The sequence below is a fragment of the Paenibacillus sp. 23TSA30-6 genome, assembly GCF_014858585.1.
Lineage (GTDB): Bacteria > Bacillota > Bacilli > Paenibacillales > Paenibacillaceae > Paenibacillus.
Map to the genome: position 1 here is coordinate 21751 of NZ_SLTL01000010.1, position 21745 is coordinate 43495.

Consider the following 21745-nt stretch of genomic DNA (forward strand, 5'->3'; position numbering starts at 1 on the left):
AGCTTCCCTTTAGCAGAGGGAGGCTTTTTTGTATCTTTCCATAGAACGAGGGATTTCCTGTAGCGCTATAGGACATTCCCTAATGGGAACAGAGATGAATGAATTACATAATGAGAGTAAGCGAATGAACCTTCCCATGGAACTTGCGTTGGGATGATTCATTCTAAAAAGGAGTGTTGGTCATCGATGAAAAAAAAATACAACCTCAACTTTTTTAAACCGATCGAAAGCTATTCGGGAAATTGGTCAATCCTTGAGGAAAAAAATAGAGAATGGGAAAACGTGTACCGTCAGCGTTGGTCTCACGACAAAGTGGTTCGGACGACGCACGGAGTGAACTGCACCGGTTCCTGTAGTTGGAAGGTTTTTGTGAAAAACGGCATCATTACCTGGGAAAATCAACAGATCGATTATCCTTCCTGCGGTGTAGATATGCCAGAATTTGAACCGCGGGGATGCCCGCGTGGGGCTACATTTTCCTGGTATGAATACAGTCCATTACGCGTGAAATACCCCTATATGCGCGGTAAGTTATTGCGGCTTTGGTTAGCCGCCATTAAGGAGCATACGAATCCAGTAGACGCATGGGCAAGCATCGTAGAAGACCCTGAGAAAGCCAAGCTCTACAAATCAGCTCGCGGAAAAGGCGGTCATGTCCGTGTCGCTTGGGACGATGTCCTGCGTCTGATCTCGGCGCAGCTCATCTATACCATTCGTAAGTATGGTCCCGACCGCATCGCGGGCTTTACGCCAATCCCGGCGATGTCAATGATAAGCTACGCTTCAGGAGCCCGATTCATTTCGCTTCTCGGTGGACAGATGTTGAGTTTCTATGATTGGTATGCCGACCTTCCGCCTTCATCTCCTCAAATTTGGGGTGAGCAGACGGATGTACCGGAATCTTCTGATTGGTACAATGCGGGTTACCTGATCATGTGGGGATCGAACGTACCACTTACCCGGACGCCAGACGCTCATTTTATGACGGAAGTACGTTATAAGGGAACAAAAGTCGTATCAGTGGCTCCCGACTTGGCGGAGAATGTGAAGTTCGCTGACAACTGGCTTGCACCACATCCGGGTACAGATGCTGCCGTAGCCCAGGCTATGACGCATGTTATTCTCGATGAGTTCTACAAAGAGCGCCAAGAACCGATGTTCATTAACTATGCCAAACAATATACGGATATGCCGTTTATGATTCTGCTTGATCCACACGAAGGAGTCTGGAAAGGTGGACGTTTTCTACGGGCGAGTGACCTTGGGGATGTATCGCCGCATGCAGACTGGAAGCCAGTCATATATGACGAAGCGGCGGGGGAAATGCTGGTCCCGAACGGTACGATGGGACAGCGCTGGGAGCAGGATAAGAAATGGAACCTGATTCTGGAACGGGAAGATGGAACAAAGGTTGAGCCCGCGCTCACTGTGGAAGGTCATGGCGAGCAATGGGAAGAAGTCGTATTCCCTTACTTTGATAACGCCGGTAATGGAACGTTCAAACGTGTAATTCCAGCCAAAAAAGTACGCTTGGCAGATGGCTCGGAACGTTACGTAGCAACCGTGTACGATTTGATGATGAGCCAGTACGGTGTCGCACGCAATGACAGCCCTCATAACGCCAAGAATTATTACGACGAAGCTTCGCATTATACCCCTGCCTGGCAGGAGAAGATCACAGGTGTGAAGGCGTCAGTTGTGGTACAGATTGCTCGGGAATTTGCTCAAAATGCTATCGATACTAAAGGGCGCTCCATGATTATTATGGGTGCGGGTATCAATCACTGGTTCAATAGTGACACGATCTATCGATCCATCTTGAATCTGGTCGTGTTGACTGCTTCCCAAGGTGTAAACGGTGGAGGCTGGGCGCATTATGTTGGTCAAGAAAAGCTCCGCCCAATCGAAGGCTGGTCAACGATTGCCTTTGCAAAAGACTGGCAAGGGGCGGCTCGGCAGCAAAATGCGACATCATTTTTCTACTTTGCAACGGAGCAGTGGCGTTATGAAGAAAGTGGAACAGACAGCTTGAAGTCACCGATTGGCGGGGATGTTAGTTACACACATCCAGCAGACTACAACGTGCTCGCAGCGCGCCTGGGGTGGCTGCCTTCTTATCCACAGTTTAATAAAAACAGCCTGCTGTTCGCTGAAGAGGCGGCACAATTAGGCAAGAAGTCCAACGAGGACATCATTAATCATTCTGTAGAAGAGATTAAATCACGTAAGACACGCTTTGCTGTAGAAGATCCTGGGGCAGCCGAAAACTTCCCGCGTTCACTCTTTGTTTGGCGGTCAAATCTGATTTCCAGTTCGGCGAAGGGACAAGAGTATTTCATGAAACATTTACTCGGAGCATCCGATGCCCTGCTTGCTCGGCCGAATGAAGAACAGAAGCCTGAGGAAATCGTTTGGAGAGAAGATGTAGAAGGAAAGCTTGATCTGATGGTTGCACTTGATTTTCGGATGACAACGACCCCATTGTATGCGGACATCGTGCTTCCGGCTGCAACTTGGTACGAAAAAACAGACTTATCGTCAACAGACATGCATCCTTTCGTGCATCCGTTTAACCCGGCTGTTAATCCACTGTGGGAATCTCGCGCGGACTGGGATATTTACCGCCAGCTTTCTGAGGTCTTTTCGGATATGGCAAAAGAGTACCTACCAGGAATATATAAAGACCTTGTGACCGCACCGCTCTTACACGACAGTATAGGCGAGATTTCACAGTCGATGGGTCTTGTAAAGGATTGGACGAAGGGCGAGATTGAAGCAATTCCGGGTAAAACTATGCCGAATTTCAGTATTATTGAACGCGATTATACAAAAATTCATGATAAATTCATCTCACTCGGTCCGAATTTGATTACCGGCAAAGCAGGTGCACATGGCGTCAGCTTCTCCGTGGCGGACGAATATGAGGAAATGAAAAAGTTGAATGGAGTTTATTATGATGAGTCCATTAAAGACGGGCTACCGAAAATTCAGACAGCTCGCCAAGTGGCCAATGCAATTCTTCACCTTTCATCCGCGACTAATGGACGGGTTTCGCAAAAGGCTTATGAGCGGGCAGAAGAGCTTCACGGTGTGGAACTCAAAGATATCTCGGCCGATCGGGCAGCGGAAAGAATCACCTTCCAAAGTATCACGGCACAGCCGCGTGAAGTTATACCGACACCGGTATTCACTGGATCGAATAAGAAGGGACGCCGCTATTCACCATTTACAACGAATATTGAACGTCTCGTTCCGTTTCGTACTTTGACGGGAAGACAGCATTTTTATATTGATCATGAGATTTTCCAACAATTTGGGGAATCATTGCCAATCTACAAACCGACGCTGCCGCCAATGGTGTTTGGCCCTCGCGACCGGGAAATAAAAGGCGGGCAAGATTCACTTGTGCTCCGTTATCTGACACCGCATGGTAAATGGAATATTCACTCCACCTATCAGGATAACCAGCATATGCTTACATTGTTTCGTGGAGGTCCTACGGTGTGGATCAACAACGAAGATGCAGAGGAACACGATCTTGCCGACAATGACTGGGTAGAGGTATACAACCGTAACGGCGTTGTAACTGCCCGGGCGGTTGTCAGCCACCGGATGCCAAGAGGAACGATGTTCATGTACCATGCTCAGGATAAGCACATTCAAGTGCCAGGCTCTGAAATCACGGATACACGCGGTGGTAGTCATAACGCTCCGACAAGAATTCATCTAAAACCAACTCAGATGGTCGGTGGATATGCTCAGCTTAGTTATGGATTTAACTATTATGGTCCGATCGGCAACCAGCGTGATGTGTACGTTGCGGTACGTAAAATGAAGGAGGTTAACTGGCTTGAAGATTAAAGCTCAAATTGCCATGGTCATGAACCTGGATAAATGTATTGGCTGCCATACGTGCAGCGTGACATGTAAAACAACCTGGACGAACCGCAAAGGTGCGGAATATATGTGGTTTAACAATGTGGAAACCAAACCGGGTATCGGTTATCCGAAGCGCTGGGAAGATCAGGAATTATATAAAGGGGGCTGGCAGCTCCGCAAAGGGAAACTGGAACTGAAGTCAGGCAACAAGCTGTCCAAGATAGCACTGGGTAAGATTTTTTACAATCCAGACATGCCGGAAATGAAAGATTATTATGAGCCCTGGACTTATAATTACGAGCAACTGACCAACGCTGGCGAACAGAAGCATTCACCTGTGGCACGCGCGCATTCTGCGGTAACGGGTGAAAAAATGGATTTGGAATGGGGTCCAAACTGGGAAGATGATCTGGCGGGTGCGCATGTAACTGGTCCGCTTGATCCAAATATTCAGAAAATCGAAGAAGAGATTAAATTTAACTTTGAGAAGTCGTTCATGGTTTATCTCCCACGGCTTTGCGAACATTGCCTAAATCCAAGCTGTGTCGCGTCATGTCCTTCGGGCGCCATGTACAAACGGGATGAGGACGGAATCGTGCTCGTGGATCAGGAAGCTTGTCGCGGCTGGCGGTATTGCATGACGGGCTGTCCATACAAAAAGGTGTACTTTAACTGGCAGACGAACAAAGCAGAAAAATGTACCTTCTGTTTCCCGCGTGTGGAAGCTGGTCTGCCGACAGTCTGCTCCGAGACATGTACAGGACGAATTCGCTATCTCGGCGTTATGCTGTATGACGCGGATCGGGTGCTTGAGGCCGCTTCTACGCAGGATGAGAAAGAACTTTATAAAGCGCAGTGCGACCTGTTCATGGATCCAAGTGATCCGGCAGTGATTGCTCAAGCGAGAAAAGACGGCATCTCGGAGGACTGGATTGAAGCAGCGCAGAACTCGCCGGTCTACAAGCTTGCTATTGAGCACAAGCTGGCATTCCCGCTTCATCCGGAATATCGCACATTACCTATGGTGTGGTATGTGCCACCACTTAGTCCGATTATGAATTACTTTGAAGGGAAAGACTCGATTGAGAATCCCGATATGATCTTTCCGGCTATCGAAGAGATGCGTACCCCCATTCAGTACCTTGCCAATATGCTAACGGCGGGCGACACGCAAACCGTGAAGGAATCCTTGCAACGAATGGCTATGATGCGCTCCTATATGCGTGCCCAGTCCACAGGACAATCTTTCGATGAAAGCCGTCTTGAGCGCATCGGTATGACACCGCGGCAGACTGAGCAGATGTATCGACTTCTGGCGATTGCCAAGTATGAGGATCGTTTCGTCATTCCGACATCGCATAAAGAAGGATATTCGAATCCGTACCGGGCTCAAGGATCTGCGGGTTACGGCGATACCATGGGAAACATGGGTTCAGGCTCTGGATGTGACGGCTGTAGTATGGCAAGTTCAATGGGCATGGAAGAGCCTTTGAAAACTGGAAAAGAAATGTATGAAGAAAACTTCTACGGGGGTATTTGGCGTGATTAATGTAGCGAAGCTGTATGAATGCAAGCCATCATTCGGGTTTTTCGCCCAGCAACTCATGTACCCAGAAAAGCTGGATTTTCATCCGGCTTTTCTGGAAGCATCGTTTGATCCGAACCATCCGGCATATGCGTATGCGAACACCTTCTGGTCCCTTATGCAAGGGTTCAGTATGGAAGAGATTCAGGAAATGTATACAGAAACCTTTGATTTTCAAAAAAATTGTGCACTATATATGACTTACTTTAAATTCGAAGATGCAAAAGAACGGGGACAAATGTTGGTCAAGTTAAAGGTGCTATATGAGATGTACGGTCTTGAAATGCCAGATGGAGAGCTGCCAGATTACCTTCCGCTCATGTGTGAATTTCTGTATGCCGCCGAATGGTCGCAAGATCCGAAGACGACAGAAAACTTCCGCATGCCAATCGCGATCTTGGAAGACGGCACATATCATTTGCTTAAAGCACTGGAAAAAATGGAAAGCCCGTATTTTCATCTGGTGAAGGGACTGCGCGAAACGCTTAAAGCTTGCGTAGAACAGGAGGCAGCCGCGCAATGATGATGCTAGAGCAGTTTTTATGGGTCATTTTCCCTTATATGTGCGTGGTCGTCTTTATTGTAGGGCATATTTTCCGCTATAGAAACGACCAGTTCAATTGGACAGCAAAATCAAGTGAGTTTATTGAAAAAAAACAATTGATGATCGGAAGTCTCTTATTCCACCTGGGTATTATCCCGGTTATTATGGGTCATGTATCCGGTCTGGGCATACCAAAAACCTGGATGCATGCACTGGGTGTAAACGATCATCTGTATCATATTGGCGCAGTTTATGTTGGTGGAATATTTGGAGCGATGACGTTCCTCGGTATGTTGATTCTTACCTCTCGTCGTTTTACAATACGCAGTGTACGCCGTTTAAGTACAGCGTCTGATTTGATTGTAAACGTATTGCTTTTGGCCATTGTATGCATGGGGATGTTCGCGACTCTCGTGACGAATGCGGTACAGCCGGAATTCGATTATCGGGAGACGATCTCGATCTGGTTCCGCGGTTTATTCATATTCCGTGTTGACCCGACACTGATGAGAGATGTACCAATGTCTTTCAGGCTTCATATACTTATGGGCTTTGCGATTTTTGCATTCTGGCCGTTTACCCGGCTTGTACATGTGTGGAGTGTTCCGTTGAATTATGTGCGCAGAAGTTATATCCTTTACAGAAGACATAAATCGAATTAGGAAAGCGGGCTCTGCCTTCTTTCCTAATTCTATTAGGAGAGAGCGATGAATAATAGGATGGATTATCAAAGGGAGCTTGAGCGAATACGCGAACATTTCGGTTATGATTTCATGGCGCTTGCTCTGGTTGAACCGGCCGAATATCAATACGTAATTAAATGGAAAAATGCAGCCGGTAATTTAAATGATCGCTTTAAGCGGATTGTGCTGCAATCCGGTAAGGGCATAGCAGGAATCGTGTTTAAAACCGGGAAATCCGTTTTCATTCCATCTGTTTATCAATATGTGGGGGCAGACAACCTGTTTAACTATCCGATCGTTCAATCCGAGAAGCTCAAGAGTCTCGGGGCTGTTCCCCTATGGAATGATGCTCGCGTCGCGGGCGTACTGCTTGGTGGATTTCGGGAAGAACAGCTGATGACCGAAGCCATGATGCGTGATTTGGAAGCCTTGGCGCATAGGGGAATTGGAGAGTTGAACGGGAAGGAAGTGATGTGAATTGACATTGTCTGTAGGGACTGGCTCTTTGAGTGCGCTAATGGTGAAGTTGTTTGAGAACAGTACGGAAGCCATTTTCTTTTTTGATAGACAAGGGAATACCCTAGCCATGAACCCGGCAGCTGAGGAGATTGTGGGCGATGACGTCCTCATTCAACTCTATGAAGGGAAGGACAGAGCTTTATGTGGAACATGCAGGGGCTATACAAGCGAAACGGAGCCCCGCACCTGCCTTGACTGTTATTTCAATATGCCAGAATCCAAGGATTTCGCTTCTTTTCAGGTGTATCTGGAAACGAAGAGCAACGGAATGGTTCCCTATGCCGCTTCTTTTCACACAGTTGATTCTGAACATGGAACACGGGTGTTGATGTTGAGAGACTTGACTCCGCAATTTCAGACGCAGGAAAAATTGTATCAAAACAAAATGATGAAGCATGTCATTGAAGCGCAGGAAAATGAGCGTAAACGGCTTTCCAGGGAACTGCACGACAGCGTCGCCCAGGAATTGATGAGCGCGGTTGTTGAACTACGGGTGTTAAAATACATGACGAATGATGAACAGCTCATCAAAAACATGAAGCAGACCGAAGCATCCATGACGCGATTGCTGGATGATATCCGCAACCTGTCTGTGGAACTACGCCCCGCCACACTTGATGATTTTGGGCTTGAAGCGGCATTTCGTTCTCACTTTAAGAGGGTTGAACAAAGCTTTGGTCTTGTAGTTGAATTTGTGTCGGATCTTCCCCAAAAGCGATATGGAAGTGAAAAGGAAACGGTCATTTACCGTGTCTGCCAAGAGGCTGTTCTCAATGCCTTGAAGTATGCCCAGGTAGACATGGTTAAAGTTTCTTTGACTGAGCACGATCATACGCTTCGTTTGACTGTAGAGGACGATGGAATTGGCTTTGAAAAGGGGAGCAATCCTATTGGAACGGGATTAGGTTTATATGGCATGCAGGAGCGAGCAGAGCTGGTAGGCGGAAGTTTTGGCGTCCTTTCAAATGTTGGTCAGGGAACCAAAGTCTTTTTACAAATTCCGATTGGCCAAGAGGAGGAATAGAGACTTGATCAAAATTGTGTTAGCGGATGACCATGCTATTGTGCGAAGCGGATTTTCCATGATTTTGAACTTCCAATCGGATATGGAGGTTGTCGGAACGGCTGCGGATGGCATTGAAGCGTATACGATGGTAGCTAAATATCGTCCGGATATTCTAATCATGGACCTCAGCATGCCCCCAGGCGAAAGTGGATTGATCGCCACAGGCAAGATTAAAGAGGACCACCCTGATACTAAAATTCTGATTCTGACCATGCATGACGATGAAGAATATCTTTTTCATATTTTAAAGAATGGTGCTTCAGGATACGTTTTGAAAAATGCTCCAGATGAGGAGCTATTGCTTGCTATACGAACCATTCATGGGGGTGGGACTTATATCCATCCTAAAATGGCCACCTCTCTCGTTCGTGAGTTCATCAAAAAAGATACGACGTCACAATCAGAAGATCCGTATGAGATCCTGTCCAAGCGGGAACTGGAGATTCTGCCTCTGGTCGCAAAAGGTTACGGTAACAAGGAAGTTGCGGAAAAGCTGTTCATCTCTGTCAAGACGGTGGAAGCGAACAAAGCGAAAATCATGGAAAAATTGAATTTAAGAAGCCGGCCTGAATTGGTCCAATATGCATTAAAGAAAAAAATGCTGGATTTTTAGCCGATGAATGGAGGAAATCCGCGTGCTGGAAAATGAGAAACTGCGCTTTTCCAAACCTGCCATGCGTATTCTTGAAAATGAGCATCGATATCTAACATATCTGATGGATGAATGGCATGCCATTGTATTGTGGTTTGAGCAGCACAGAATACTAGATTTGGAAGAAGGCCGCAAGCAACTGGAAAAACTGAGAATGCAGATTATCGATTTTAGGGTACCCCTCAAGAAACATACCGAAAAGGAAGAAGAACACTTCTTTTCTCTGTTAGGAGCCTACATTGGTTTTGAACAGGGACCGCTCGTCGGTATACAGGAGGAGCACCGTGAAATAGAAGGCTATATCGATCATTTTCTTTATCAAACGAAGGGCGATCTGAGTTTGCTCACGCTTGATGAAATTCAGGAGGCGACCAAGAACGCGGGAGAGGCCTTCGAAGTCCTGACTGTACATTTTATAAAAGAAGAAACCGTACTTTTTCCTATGGCAGAGCAACAGATCAATCGGAATGATCTGACCAAGTTATGTGACAAATTAAATACGCTTATCTCTTGAACTGACCAAGCCGCTTCCTATAGAAGCGGCTTTTTTATATTTTCAGGGAGTCCCCTGCCAGGTAAAGGGGAGTCCCCTATATTCGAACTGATCGGCTAGCGGCTACAATGGGGACAGAAAATTCAAAACAATAATTCGACAGAAAAAACGTTGAAAAGGTGAGTTAAATGATTAGAAAAATGCAGTTGCCGTTACAAACATTGAACTTGATTCTTGGATTCATGGTATGGGTTATCATTTCTTCTCTTATGCCGTTCATTACGGAGGATATTGCTATTCCACCCGGAAAATTGGCCATGGTCACGGCGATTCCGGTCGTACTTGGTTCGATTCTGCGCATTCCGCTTGGTTATTATGCCAACATCTTCGGAGCAAGAATCGTTTTTCTCGTTAGCTTTATTTTGCTTCTGTTTCCCGTCTACTATATCAGTGAAGCTTCTACGATGATGGATTTAATTATCGGTGGCTTGTTCCTTGGGATTGGAGGAGCTGTGTTCTCGGTTGGGGTGACTTCGCTGCCGAAGTATTACCCAAAGGAAAAGCATGGGTTTGTAAATGGGATGTATGGTATAGGAAATTTGGGAACAGCCATCACTACCTTCTCGGCCCCTATTGTGGCTACCCAAATTGGCTGGGCCCCTACAGTGAAGCTGTATCTCATTCTGCTGCTTGTTTTTATCGTTTTGAATTTTCTCTTAGGGGACCGTCATGAAGCTAAAGTAAAGACGCCCATTATGGAACAAATTAAAGGAGTTTACAAAAATGAGAAGCTTTGGTTTTTCTCGCTCTTTTATTTTATTACATTTGGCTCATTTGTAGCGTTCACGGTGTACTTGCCGAATTTCCTGGTATCAAATTTTGAACTGACCAAAGTGGATGCAGGGATGCGTACAGCAGGCTTCATTGCGATTGCTACTTTCTTCCGTCCCATCGGTGGCTGGCTGGCGGATCGGTTTCAGCCTCTGTTCCTGCTGGTAGGCACGTTCTCTGTTTATACGGTCGCTGCGATTCTTTTGGCTTTTTCACCAGGGATCACCCTTTATGCAGTAGGCTGCTTGGCGATCGCTGTATGTGCTGGAGTGGGGAACGGCGTCATTTTCAAGCTAGTTCCATTTTATTTTAATAAACAAGCAGGTATAGTTAACGGAATTGTATCCATGATGGGCGGTCTCGGTGGCTTTTTCCCTCCGATCTTGTTGTCGACGATTCATGCCGTTACTGGCCATTATTCCATTGGATTCATGCTACTCTCCCAAGTGGCGCTGGCTAGCCTGATCCTCGTCATATGGCTGTATTATCAAGGGACACAATCTAATGAATGAGCGTTATTCCAGACAAATCTTATTTAGACCTATTGGTGGCGAAGGGCAGCGTAATCTATCCGCTGCTGTCGTCACCATTATTGGTTGCGGGGCACTGGGTTCCGCCATTGCCGAAACACTGGTAAGAGCGGGCGTTGGGGAGCTTCATCTTGTTGACAGGGATTATGTAGAGATGTCGAATCTGCAACGTCAGCAACTGTTCACGGAGCAGGACGCCGCGGAAATGCAGCCTAAGGTTATGGCAGCCGAAAAAAGGCTGAAAGCCATACGAGAAGACGTGCGGTTGTACACATATCTCGATAATTTGGATGCCGAGCTTGTTCAAGAACTTGCTAGCAAAAGTATATTGCTGATGGATGCTACGGACAATTTCGAAACTCGTCTGCTTATCAACGATGCTGCACTGAAGGCAGGAATTCCATGGATTTACGGAGCCTGTGTTGGAAGCACAGGCGTTGTTTTTCCATTCGTGCCGGGCGAGTCTGCTTGTTTACGCTGCCTTCTGCCATCGCTGCCTGCGATCAATCAGACCTGCGATACGGCTGGAATCATCTCGCCTGCAGTCCAGGTGACAGCCGCCCTCCAATGTGCAGAAGCCATGAAGTGGCTGAGCGGCAGACATGATAAGATGCGCCGCAAGGTTCATCTATTTGATCTATGGGAGAACACGCAGATGGACATAGGGATTTCCCGCATCCGTAACCAAGATTGTCCAACCTGTGGAGAATATCCTACGTTTCCTGCACTGACGGCATCACGTCGCTCGGCGTATGCTGCTCTGTGCGGACGGGATGTGGTACAGGTTCTTCCAGACCCCCATCGTCCGATCACGCTCGATGATGCAGAGAAAATGGGCAGGCTTATAGCAGATAGCGTAAAAAGAACTCCTTATTTCGTTGAATTTTATGCTTTTAAGCATCGAATGATTTTATTCAAAAACGGAAGGCTTCTCATACACGGTGTACGAAGTGTTGCCAACGGTCAAAAACTATATCATCAGCTGTTCGGTTAAATGAGATGTAGATACAAAAGGCAGAAATATTTATAAGAGTCTGTCACCGGAGAGTGGCTTGTCCGGTGGCTGGAAGGTGGATAAGATGAGTGTATTTGAAATCGTGACGGAGCCCATTATCCCGCAGGCTTATGCGGATTATGTCCTAAGGCCGGAAGCAGGAGCGGTGACTGTTTTTACAGGGCACGTACGAGAATGGACTCAAGGCGTACGGACCTTATACCTTGCTTATGAGGCCTATGTCCCTATGTCCCAAAAAAAACTCACAGAGATTGGTCGCGAAATCGAACAGAAATGGGAAGGGACACGAGTAGCAATCGCGCACCGCATTGGCGAGCTTCAAATCGGTGATATCGCCGTTGTCATTGCCGTTTCTTCACCTCACCGTTCGGATGCCTATGAGGCGAATGAATACGCTATCGAACGAATCAAAGAAATAGTTCCTATTTGGAAACGAGAGATTTGGGAAGATGGAACGCAGTGGGTCGGAGATCAAAAGAAAAAGCCGGGGGAGATCAGTCATGATTAAGCTGTACTACTTTGCGGGACTCCGTGAGGTGACGGGGAGAACAGAAGAATTGGCAGATTTGGCGGGCCAAACGGTAGGCGATTTATCCAATTGGATAACAGATCAATATCCAGATATGCCGATCAAGTCTGTGCGAATTGCGATAAACGAGGAGTATGCGTTGTCTACGGATGTATTACAGGATGGAGACATTGCAGCCTTCATTCCCCCAGTCAGCGGCGGCTAATGATAATGATGCTAAACAACTAGAAAGGAGGGGGCGTATGAATTTTCATCCACTGAAAGACAAGTTGCAGCGACCGATTCGTGACCTGCGTATATCGGTTACGGACCGCTGCAATTTTCGCTGTTCCTATTGCATGCCCAAAGAAATTTTCGGTGACGATTACGCCTTTCTTCCCCAAAATGAATGTCTGTCGTTTGAAGAGATTCACCGGCTGACGAAGCTCTTTGTATCCCTGGGTGTAAAAAAGATCCGACTCACGGGCGGCGAACCATTAATGCGCAGGAATCTACCTGACCTGGTCTCCCAAATCCTGTCCATTGACGGAGTGGAAGATGTCGGCTTGACCACCAACGGTGTGCTGCTAGGACAGCAGGCTAAGCCCCTCTATGACGCGGGGCTACGACGGCTTAACGTCAGTCTGGACGCTCTGGACCCCGAGCTGTTTGGGCGGTTGAATGGGCGGGGGATTAAGCCTGATGTTATTTTGAAGCAGATCGAATATGCAAGAGAAATCGGCTTTGAAATCAAGGTCAATATGGTAGTTCAAAAAGGCGTTAATGACTCGGAGATTTTGCCGATGGCCGCTTATTTTAAGGAGCAGGGAATAACCCTTCGCTTTATCGAGTTTATGGATGTAGGTAATGACAACGGATGGAGCTTCAAAAAGGTACTAACCAAAAAAGAAATCGTTGAACGACTTAAGAATGCGTACGAGCTGGAGCCGATGGATCGGGATTACTTTGGAGAAGTGGCAAAGCGTTACCGTTATAAAGACAGCGATGCACAGATTGGTTTTATTACTTCGGTTTCTGAATCGTTTTGTTCGTCTTGCACACGTGCCCGCTTATCGTGCGATGGCAAGTTTTATACATGTTTGTTTGCTTCAGGAGGATTTGATTTACGTCAGATGCTTCGTAATGGAGCGAATGACCAGGAATTACTCGATGTGATTACTTCAGTATGGGAACAACGCACAGACCGGTATTCCGATGAACGTACGGAGCAGACAGCCAACAACAAAAAAAAGATTAGCATGTCCTACATTGGCGGCTGACATTTTATACCATGAGAGTGTGCTGTATTTGATGTGGTTGCTCCAAAAAAGAAAGCGCAAACATTTTAGTTGGCAAAACTTAAAAACGATGTTATTATGATCTTGGGATTGTTACTGAAAAGGCAAAACCCGAGGCATGGAATTAGATTTCCATGTGTTGGGTTTTGCCTTTTCTTTTTTAGAATACAAGCTTTACGATATCCTGCATGATATGAATATCTGGCCCAGCTATAATTGCAGAAAGGTGAGTGATATAAAGCCTTACAAGTGCTGAACAACAAAGATGATGACGTCGACCAACGAATCGACATCCGAAAAATGATGTCATAGGACGTGGTTAACCGACTATATTCATTTTCAAAACGGAATATCAGATCGGTTTGGGAGCACTCAAGATCATTCAGGGAAAACGTAAGGCTTTGTCCCTTATTATGAATGCGTTTTCATAATAGAAGTTGTAAATCAATGCATTTGAATTTGATTTACGACGAAGGTTTGATCGGCTATTACCGTCTTGTGACCTATCTGAAATTTCGCCCAGCATCTAAATCCTTTTTTAAATTTGATGGGATAAGGGGGGCAGTTAGATGATCATAACGAAGATATTTAATAACAACGCCATAATAGCCAAAGATTCAAAAAGGGATGAATTTGTTGTTATGGGTCGTGGTATTGCATTCAAAAAGAGTGCGGGCGAACAAGTAGAAGAGCATCTAATTGAAAAGGTCTTTGTGCTTAAACATAAAGATGCTTCAGAAAAATTCAAGTTATTGTTAGAGGATGTTCCATCAGAATATGTTTCGTTATGCTATGACATCATTGAATATGGAAAAAGCATATTAGAAGCACAATTGAGCGATTATATATATGTTTCACTTACGGATCACATGAACAATGCATTTAAAATGTTTGATGAAGGGTTTAAAAATACAAATCCATTAATTTGGGAGATTAAAAAATTTTATCCCAAAGAATTTGGGGTTGGATTAAAAGCACTGGAGTTCATTGAAGACGAAACAGGCAAACGCTTGTCAGAAGATGAAGCAGGTAATATAGCCCTTCATTTAATAAATGCTCAAGTAAACAGCTCCTACAATAAGGTAGCAGATGTTGCTCAGCAAACTCAAAAAATACAGGATATCTTAAATATTATTAAATACTCTTATAATAACACCATAGATGAACACTCAATCAGTTATGAGCGATTTATTACACATTTAAGATTCTTCTTTCAGCGATTAAATAAAAAAGAAAAAACAGAACTGGAAGACGATTTTTTGTGGAGGCAAGTGAAAGCCAAGTATAAAAAGGCTTACGGCTGTATGCTGAAGATCGAAAAATACTTGAACACGGCATTGTCAGATGAGGAAAAGCTGTATATAACGATTCATATTCAGCGTTTGACCCAAAGGCAAAATTAAATAATTCTTGGATTGTTACTGGTAAAGCAGGCGAAACCAACCTAGATCGAATTTGATCTATTTGGTTTCGCCTTTTTTATAAATACCATTATTTTGAATAGTTCAATTCCCTCGAAGGCACAATATATAGGCAGTCTATAATATTGCTGAAAACGCTCTCGGGATGGATGCAAAATGCCAAATACAAATAAAGGGGAAGTTACAATGAAGTATGAGACATTAGCAAAAGACATTATTAAAAATGTCGGCGGCAAAGAAAATGTGAATAGTCTAACTCATTGTGTAACACGTTTGCGTTTCAAACTAAAAGATGAAAGCAAGGCTAATACAGAGGTTTTGAAAAACATGGATGGTGTTGTTACAGTAGTAAAAAGTGGCGGACAATATCAGGTTGTTATAGGTAACCATGTACCGGAGGTTTACGCTGAAGTTATTGCTTTAGGCGGTTTCCAGGAAGCGTCTTCAGAAGAGGTATCAGATGAAAAAGTGAGTTTGTTCAATAGATTCATTGATACGATTTCAGGTGTATTTACACCAACGCTTGGTGTCCTGAGTGCCACAGGTATGATTAAGGGCTTCACTGCCTTATTTGTAGCTTTGGGCTTGCTGACCACAACATCAGGTACCTATCAAATTCTCAATGCTTTAGGTGATTGTTTGTTCTACTTCTTTCCTATTTTCCTGGGGTATACGTCGGCCAAAAAGTTCAATGCCAACATTTTTATAGGTATGGCCATAGGGGCATCTCTTGTTTATCCGACATTTAGCACGATAACAGCCTCGGGCAAACCGCTGTACACTTTATTTAGCGGAACCATATTTGAATCGCCTGTGTATATAACATTTTTGGGTATTCCGGTCATTCTGATGAGCTATGCGTCAACCGTTCTTCCGATTATCATATCCACCTATGTAGGCTCAAAAATAGAAAACTTCTTTAAAAAGGTCATCCCTAGCGTAGTGAGAACATTTTTGGTTCCGTTTTTCACCTTGTTAGTTATTGTTCCATTAGCACTGATCGCAATTGGACCTCTCTCAACTTGGGCTGGTCAGCTGCTTGGCGCAGGCACTCTCTTTGTGTATAACTTAAGTCCAATTATTGAAGGTATACTCATGGGTGCTTTCTGGCAAGTGTTTGTTATCTTTGGATTACATTGGGGACTTGTTCCGATCGCACTTAACAATTTGGCAGTGCTCAAATTCGACCCGATCCTTGCTGCGACGCTTGGAGCTTCCTTTGCTCAGACGGGTGTCGTGCTGGCAATTTTGTTTAAAACCAAAAATGCAAAGCTGAGATCACTTTCCATTCCAGCTGTCATCTCGGGGATTTTTGGTGTTACAGAACCAGCGATTTACGGGATTACATTACCACGCAAGAAACCATTTATTTTAAGCTGTATAGCGGCTGCAGTAGGCGGCGGCATTATAGGAATGATGGGAACGAAAGGGTATATCCTCGGTGGATTGGGTGTTTTCGCCATTCCGAGCTATATCAGCCCGGCAGGAATAGACAGCGGATTTTATGGAGCTATTATTGGAATCTTGGTAAGCTTTGTATTAGGATTCTTGCTTATGTTCTTTAGCGGATTTAAAGATGATGAAGTGAAAGAAGCGAATAAGGAAGACATCACAACAGGAGGAGCTAAAGGAGAAATTTTAGTCAAACAAGAGACTGTGATGAGTCCATTAAAAGGCGAAGTGAAGCCTTTATCTGAAGTAACAGACGAAGCCTTTTCGACAGGTGCTCTGGGTAAAGGGATTGCCATTGAGCCTTCCGAAGGCAAGGTCGTTTCACCTGTAGACGGCGTATTAACATCATTATTTTCGTCAGGTCATGCGATTGGAATTACCAGTGATCACGGTGTTGAAGTCCTTATCCATGTAGGCAAGGATACGGTCAAATTAAAAGGCAAACATTTTTATCCTAAAGTAAAACAGGGGGATGCTGTTAAAAAAGGTCAGCTGCTCATGGAGTTTGATATGGAAGCGATAAAAGAGGCTGGCTATGTTCTGACCACACCTGTAATCGTTGCCAATACTGCGAATTACCTGGATGTCATTGAAACAGAGAAGAAGTCGATTGAGTATCAAGAGGATTTATTGACCGTCGTAGTCTAATCTTAATTAAATGTTAAGGAGGAATTAAACAATGAAAAACACAACTAATTTGGAGTTTCCGCAAGGATTTTTATGGGGAGGGGCTACGGCTGCTAACCAATTTGAAGGTGGATATAACGAAGACGGTAAGGGATTGAGCACCGCCGATGTAATTACAGCTGGGACACATACGACTTCCCGAAGAATTACACCTGTATTGGAAGCAGGAATGAACTATCCAAGTCACGGGGCTATTGATTTCTTCCATCACTATAAAGAGGATATCCGATTATTTGCAGAAATGGGTTTCAAGGTCTTTAGAATGTCCATTGCCTGGTCAAGAATATTTCCTAACGGAGATGATGCAGAGCCGAATGAGCAAGGCTTACAGTTCTATGATCGTGTATTTGCAGAATTGAAAAAGTATAATATCGAGCCTTTGGTTACGATCTCACATTACGAAGCGCCGTTTAATCTAACTCAAAAATATAATGGCTGGTCTGACCGCAGAGTGGTAGATTTTTATGTGAGATATTGTGAAGTGCTTTTTAACAGATATCAAGATGTCGTAAAATACTGGTTGACCTTTAATGAAATCAATATTTTAACCTTGTCTTTTGGTGCGTTCATGGCTGGAGCCATGATGCCGGAGGGGAATGGAGAGCTTGCCCATGCTACAGTGAAGGATGAGCAGGTTCTGTATCAAGCTTTGCACCATCAATTTATTGCCAGCGCAAAGGCAGTAAAGCTGGGGCATGAAATCAACAAGGACTTTAAAATCGGCTGTATGATTGCTTATATGTGTTCGTATCCACTTACATGTCATCCTGATGATTTACTGCTGGCCCAACAAAAGGATAACTTGAGCAACTTCCTGTGTTCAGATGTTCAAGTAAGAGGAGCCTATCCCGGATTTGCCAAGCGATATTTTAAAGAAAATAATATTGATATCGCCATGCAAGAAAATGATGAGAATATCCTTAAAGAAGGCTGTGTGGATTTCTATACCTTCAGTTATTATTCATCTACTTGTGTCAGTGCCGATCCCAACCAGGAGAAGGTGGGAGGGAATTTATCCATGGGATTAAAGAATCCTCATTTGAAAGCAAGTGCTTGGGACTGGCAGATCGATCCACAGGGATTAAGATGGTCCCTCAATAACATTTATAACCGATATGAAATCCCATTAATGGTTGTTGAAAATGGTCTCGGTGCCGTAGATACAGTGGAAGAAGACGGTTCAATTAACGATGATTATCGAATTGACTATCTGAAACAACACATTGAGCAAATGAAAGAAGCGATTGCTGATGGGGTAGACTTGATAGGCTATACTCCGTGGGGATGTATTGATCTGGTAAGTGCAGGAACCGGTGAAATGAAAAAGCGTTATGGCTTCATTTACGTCGATAAGGATAATGAAGGCAAAGGGACACTTGCCAGATCCAGAAAGAAGAGCTTTTATTGGTATAAGAATGTGATCGAAACCAATGGAGAGCAGTTGGATTAAATCTTAGTGCCTGTTTCATAAAAGTCATACCGTCAGCGCGTGCCAATTTTAATCGGTACGCGCTGCTTGAATTTACATTATGAAACGAAAACAATATCTTAAATGGATATGTATCCCAACCGTAAAAATGGATTCCCTTCCACGGCTTGCGGAGCTTAGTGGAAAAAATGACTGATGATGCCGAAGCAGAATAAATAAATCGAACCAGGGCAAATGAAAAATGGGGCTGTCCCAAAAGCCATGAAATGGCTGCTTGGGATAGCCCTTGTTTTTGAGTAGGATATACGTGAGCGTTTGGTGAGGACGCTCCGCGAACGGAACGTTGTTCCAATCGCTGTTGTATCCAGATTTTATTTATTTGACTTAGCGGTAAAAATCCGGATACAAAGGCGACCGCTGCCGCTTTTCCACAATCGTTCCGTCCTCTCCGCTGTTTAAGCGGGAATCGTATCTACAATCCTTCTAAAAATCATAAAAAAAGAAACCTTTCCACCGCCTTCTCTGTTTCCTTCTTACCTCACACTTAGCTAAGGGTGAAATCCTGCGAATTCATGAGCCTGAGTGAGAAAACTAAATCATATTGAGGGAGCAGTATGATTGGAATGCTTACTTCCATCCGTAATCCCCAATATTTTGAACGTATCGTGATGCGGGGCCCTTCTCCTCGTTATGTGCATGACCTCCCCTATTATTATGGAGGCTTTGATAAGAGTGATATTGATGAACTGCTCGATATGATGCAAATGAATTTTATCGGCTGGGCCAGCTATCTGGCACCTATCGTCATGCAGAATCCTGAACGGCAGGAATTAACCGAAGAATTGGAGAAAACCTTTTGCTCCCGAGATCCTCATCGCTGTTTTTTCACACTTATTTTTATCCTTATATTCAGTTGTACGGGCATGTCAATGAAATGCACTTCTCGTTTCGGACAAAGGATCGACAGGATGTGCCTGTACTTCTAAACGGAGTTCGCCAGGAACGCAAGGAAGAGACCGTTATCGACTGTGTCGTGGTTATTATGCGTAAGCGGATTGAACATGAGAAGGATATTCTGCGCACCAAAACCAAGCTTCAGGAATTGTATCAGGCTACGAATGAAGCTACTAGCCAGCCTAACATCCTTTCAAGAGAAGCAGTTGCTTTTTTCTCTGGTTATTATTGATATCGATCATTTTAAAAATATTAATGATACTTATGAGCATCCCGTAGGCGATGTAGTGCTTAGCAAAATGGCTCAATTACTCCAATCTATGTCACGAGATGTGGACATTTTCGCTCGTTATGGCGGTGAGGAATTTGTGATTATTCTTCCGAGGAGCACTCAAGAGAATGCTACCCTTACTGCAGAAAGATACCGCTCCACAATTGCTTCCACGGATTGGGGAGCCTATAAAATTACGGTTAGTATTGGCGTAGGGACGGTTACGCCAGAGGATACGGACCAATCGATTCTTCATAAAGCCGATACGGCTCTTTATGTTTCCAAGAGCGGCGGGAGAAACCGGGTTACGCATATAGCGAATCTGGTAAAAAGTTAGCTGAGTCTGCATCTATATGCAGGCTTTTTGCCTTTATCCTCATATTGAGCTAATATTATTGATAACGATTCTCATTTGGAGTATCAGGATGAGTGAAAACATTTGAGGTGGATGCGTGTGAATTCAAATTGTGTATTCACATATTCAATATCACGAGCCGTACCCTACCCACTTTGCTTTCCACTGGCAAATGATCGAACTACAGTTTGCGCTTTCCGGTCAACGTCATGTATTAGCGCGGCTAATGGACTTGGACTGGTATTTGGGTCCGCTATTGCGGGTGCCTTTACTTTAATAGGGCTGCTATGGCCTTTGTATTTTGGAATCGTGATTGCAGCCGTTGCTTTTGTAGTGGCCCTGCTGGCGATTCCTGCTGCACAACCTGTTATTCAGCAAAAGCCAGCTCGGATTAACCCTCTTCAACCGGGTCTACGAATGTATTTGTTTGTAGGCTTGGTTACGATGATAAGTATTGTGACCATCCAGGTTATAGGCGGATTTTATTTTCAAGATCAATAAGGCCTCTCATCCGAAGAAACAGCAAGTGTCGTTTCCTTTGGGCTCATGTTTTCCGGGGCAGCGATGCTGATCGTACAGATCGTTCAGATGAAATGGCTGAAATGGCTGAAATGGCAACCCAAGCCGATGATTTTGCTCGGTTCTCTGTTCCTTATTGCGGGTGCTTCTCTTGCTGTCAGTAAAGAACAACAAGGCGGAGCAGCAGGTTTGGTCGCTGCTGTACAGGGAATTTCTGCGATCATTGCTCCTATTTTAACGACCACTCTTTATCGGGTAGATAAGTATACTCCCTTTGCTCTTATAGCGGTGCTGGTAGCTATAATGGCTGTCGTTGTGTTGGGGATAAGAAGAGGTAAAGGTGATCAAGAGCCTGTGGCTCAGAAGGTGGATAAATAAACAGATCGTGTGATTAATGAATTAGGCTTCCCGTAAACAAACGAGCGGGAAGCCTGTTTCGTTTATCGCTTGAAGTGAAGAATAGTTGGAAGTTCTTAATTTGCTAATTCATAAACTGTATAGTCTGGCTATCTATTATAATAGCTTTAAGAAAGTTCAAGAAAATCAGAAGGAAGTTGAAGAGATGGCTAAAAAAAGAGAGATTCCGACGATGGTTTACCGTTACAGCGGGCCTCGCTTGAATATAGGATATACTTTTGCACCGCTGGGTTATCAGGATGCGTACGAACCGGATATGGAGGAGATGATCTTTATCTATGCGGATGACTTTGACTTGCTGTTGCCTGCATTAAAGTCAAAATATCCGCTTATCGATCCTGATACAGGAGAAACGTATGAGTCCTTTGATCCTTGTTGGGATAATCCGATTTCGGAACCGGTGTGGCGTGAGATATTGTTGGAACTGGATGACTGGCCCGCCAGTGAGCTGGAAATGCGTGCTTTTATAGACTCTTTTACAGGCTGGGTGAGAGCGCAGTTGGAGCAGTCAGACGGCATTGTCGTGACCGGGAATTTGTAGAGTGGCAATCACATTTTAATTCAGGAGAGGTAAGTGAAGACTTGCTTCCCCCCAAAGATCCTTTGTCCTGTTGGATGAAGGATCTTTTTCTGTGTC

Annotated in this window: 19 protein-coding genes and 2 pseudogenes; all 21 read left to right on the forward strand. The window is 44.6% G+C overall.

The window, feature by feature from the left end:
• Nucleotides 1-186: 186 nt before the first annotated feature.
• Entirely contained in the window at nucleotides 187-3861 is a 3675-nt protein-coding gene (locus E0698_RS11250) for a nitrate reductase subunit alpha (RefSeq protein ID WP_192511606.1), read from the forward strand.
• Nucleotides 3851-5428, forward strand: a complete 1578-nt coding sequence (narH, locus tag E0698_RS11255; RefSeq protein ID WP_028542275.1) for a nitrate reductase subunit beta — start codon at nucleotides 3851-3853, stop codon at nucleotides 5426-5428. Before E0698_RS11250 ends, narH begins: the two co-directional genes overlap by 11 nt.
• A complete protein-coding gene (gene narJ, locus E0698_RS11260) occupies nucleotides 5421-5987 on the forward strand; it encodes a nitrate reductase molybdenum cofactor assembly chaperone (protein ID WP_192511712.1) in 567 nt (188 codons plus the stop codon). The genes narH and narJ overlap by 8 nt, the downstream gene beginning before the upstream one ends.
• Nucleotides 5987-6670 carry a respiratory nitrate reductase subunit gamma gene (gene narI, locus E0698_RS11265; protein ID WP_082067264.1) on the forward strand — a complete coding sequence of 228 codons (684 nt, stop codon included), beginning with the start codon at nucleotides 5987-5989 and terminating at the stop codon, nucleotides 6668-6670. The genes narJ and narI overlap by 1 nt, the downstream gene beginning before the upstream one ends.
• A 45-nt stretch (nucleotides 6671-6715) precedes the next feature.
• Nucleotides 6716-7168, forward strand: coding sequence for a GAF domain-containing protein (locus tag E0698_RS11270; protein WP_044647999.1), 453 nt, complete (start codon nucleotides 6716-6718; stop codon nucleotides 7166-7168).
• A gap of 1 nt (nucleotide 7169) precedes the next feature.
• The gene (locus E0698_RS11275; RefSeq protein ID WP_192511607.1) at nucleotides 7170-8234 is read left to right on the forward strand and encodes an ATP-binding protein; all 1065 of its coding nucleotides are present in this window, start codon (nucleotides 7170-7172) and stop codon (nucleotides 8232-8234) included.
• Between the two features lie 7 nt (nucleotides 8235-8241).
• Nucleotides 8242-8889: a response regulator transcription factor gene (locus E0698_RS11280; protein ID WP_023989699.1), complete on the forward strand. Its 648-nt coding sequence runs from the start codon at nucleotides 8242-8244 to the stop codon at nucleotides 8887-8889.
• A gap of 22 nt (nucleotides 8890-8911) precedes the next feature.
• Complete coding sequence (locus E0698_RS11285; RefSeq protein ID WP_192511713.1) at nucleotides 8912-9442, forward strand: hemerythrin domain-containing protein; 531 nt, start codon at nucleotides 8912-8914, stop codon at nucleotides 9440-9442.
• A 167-nt stretch (nucleotides 9443-9609) separates the two neighbouring features.
• The gene (locus E0698_RS11290; RefSeq protein WP_044647996.1) at nucleotides 9610-10764 is read left to right on the forward strand and encodes a nitrate/nitrite transporter; all 1155 of its coding nucleotides are present in this window, start codon (nucleotides 9610-9612) and stop codon (nucleotides 10762-10764) included.
• Complete coding sequence (locus E0698_RS11295) at nucleotides 10757-11776, forward strand: ThiF family adenylyltransferase (protein WP_134913295.1); 1020 nt, start codon at nucleotides 10757-10759, stop codon at nucleotides 11774-11776. The genes E0698_RS11290 and E0698_RS11295 overlap by 8 nt, the downstream gene beginning before the upstream one ends.
• An 85-nt stretch (nucleotides 11777-11861) precedes the next feature.
• Complete coding sequence (locus E0698_RS11300) at nucleotides 11862-12305, forward strand: molybdenum cofactor biosynthesis protein MoaE (RefSeq protein ID WP_192511608.1); 444 nt, start codon at nucleotides 11862-11864, stop codon at nucleotides 12303-12305.
• Nucleotides 12298-12531: a MoaD/ThiS family protein gene (locus E0698_RS11305; RefSeq protein WP_149093835.1), complete on the forward strand. Its 234-nt coding sequence runs from the start codon at nucleotides 12298-12300 to the stop codon at nucleotides 12529-12531. Before E0698_RS11300 ends, E0698_RS11305 begins: the two co-directional genes overlap by 8 nt.
• 37 nt (nucleotides 12532-12568) lie before the next feature.
• Nucleotides 12569-13585: a GTP 3',8-cyclase MoaA gene (gene moaA / locus E0698_RS11310; protein ID WP_192511609.1), complete on the forward strand. Its 1017-nt coding sequence runs from the start codon at nucleotides 12569-12571 to the stop codon at nucleotides 13583-13585.
• 587 nt (nucleotides 13586-14172) lie between these two features.
• The gene (gene licT / locus E0698_RS11315) at nucleotides 14173-15006 is read left to right on the forward strand and encodes a BglG family transcription antiterminator LicT (RefSeq protein ID WP_192511610.1); all 834 of its coding nucleotides are present in this window, start codon (nucleotides 14173-14175) and stop codon (nucleotides 15004-15006) included.
• Nucleotides 15007-15210: 204 nt separating this feature from the next.
• The gene (locus E0698_RS11320; protein ID WP_192511611.1) at nucleotides 15211-17124 is read left to right on the forward strand and encodes a beta-glucoside-specific PTS transporter subunit IIABC; all 1914 of its coding nucleotides are present in this window, start codon (nucleotides 15211-15213) and stop codon (nucleotides 17122-17124) included.
• 31 nt (nucleotides 17125-17155) lie between these two features.
• Complete coding sequence (locus E0698_RS11325; RefSeq protein WP_192511612.1) at nucleotides 17156-18613, forward strand: glycoside hydrolase family 1 protein; 1458 nt, start codon at nucleotides 17156-17158, stop codon at nucleotides 18611-18613.
• 587 nt (nucleotides 18614-19200) lie between these two features.
• A pseudogene (locus E0698_RS11330) lies at nucleotides 19201-19467 on the forward strand (alpha/beta fold hydrolase); the annotation flags it as partial.
• Nucleotides 19468-19562: 95 nt separating this feature from the next.
• Nucleotides 19563-19778 (forward strand): hypothetical protein, encoded by a 216-nt coding sequence (locus E0698_RS27645; protein ID WP_443146908.1) that lies wholly within the window; start codon nucleotides 19563-19565, stop codon nucleotides 19776-19778.
• Entirely contained in the window at nucleotides 19753-20154 is a 402-nt protein-coding gene (locus E0698_RS27650) for a GGDEF domain-containing protein (RefSeq protein ID WP_443146909.1), read from the forward strand. The genes E0698_RS27645 and E0698_RS27650 overlap by 26 nt, the downstream gene beginning before the upstream one ends.
• A 231-nt stretch (nucleotides 20155-20385) precedes the next feature.
• Nucleotides 20386-21069 (forward strand): annotated as a pseudogene (locus tag E0698_RS11340) (MFS transporter); the annotation flags it as partial.
• A gap of 184 nt (nucleotides 21070-21253) precedes the next feature.
• Nucleotides 21254-21649, forward strand: a complete 396-nt coding sequence (locus tag E0698_RS11345) for a hypothetical protein (RefSeq protein ID WP_192511613.1) — start codon at nucleotides 21254-21256, stop codon at nucleotides 21647-21649.
• The last annotated feature ends 96 nt before the right edge of the window (nucleotides 21650-21745 follow it).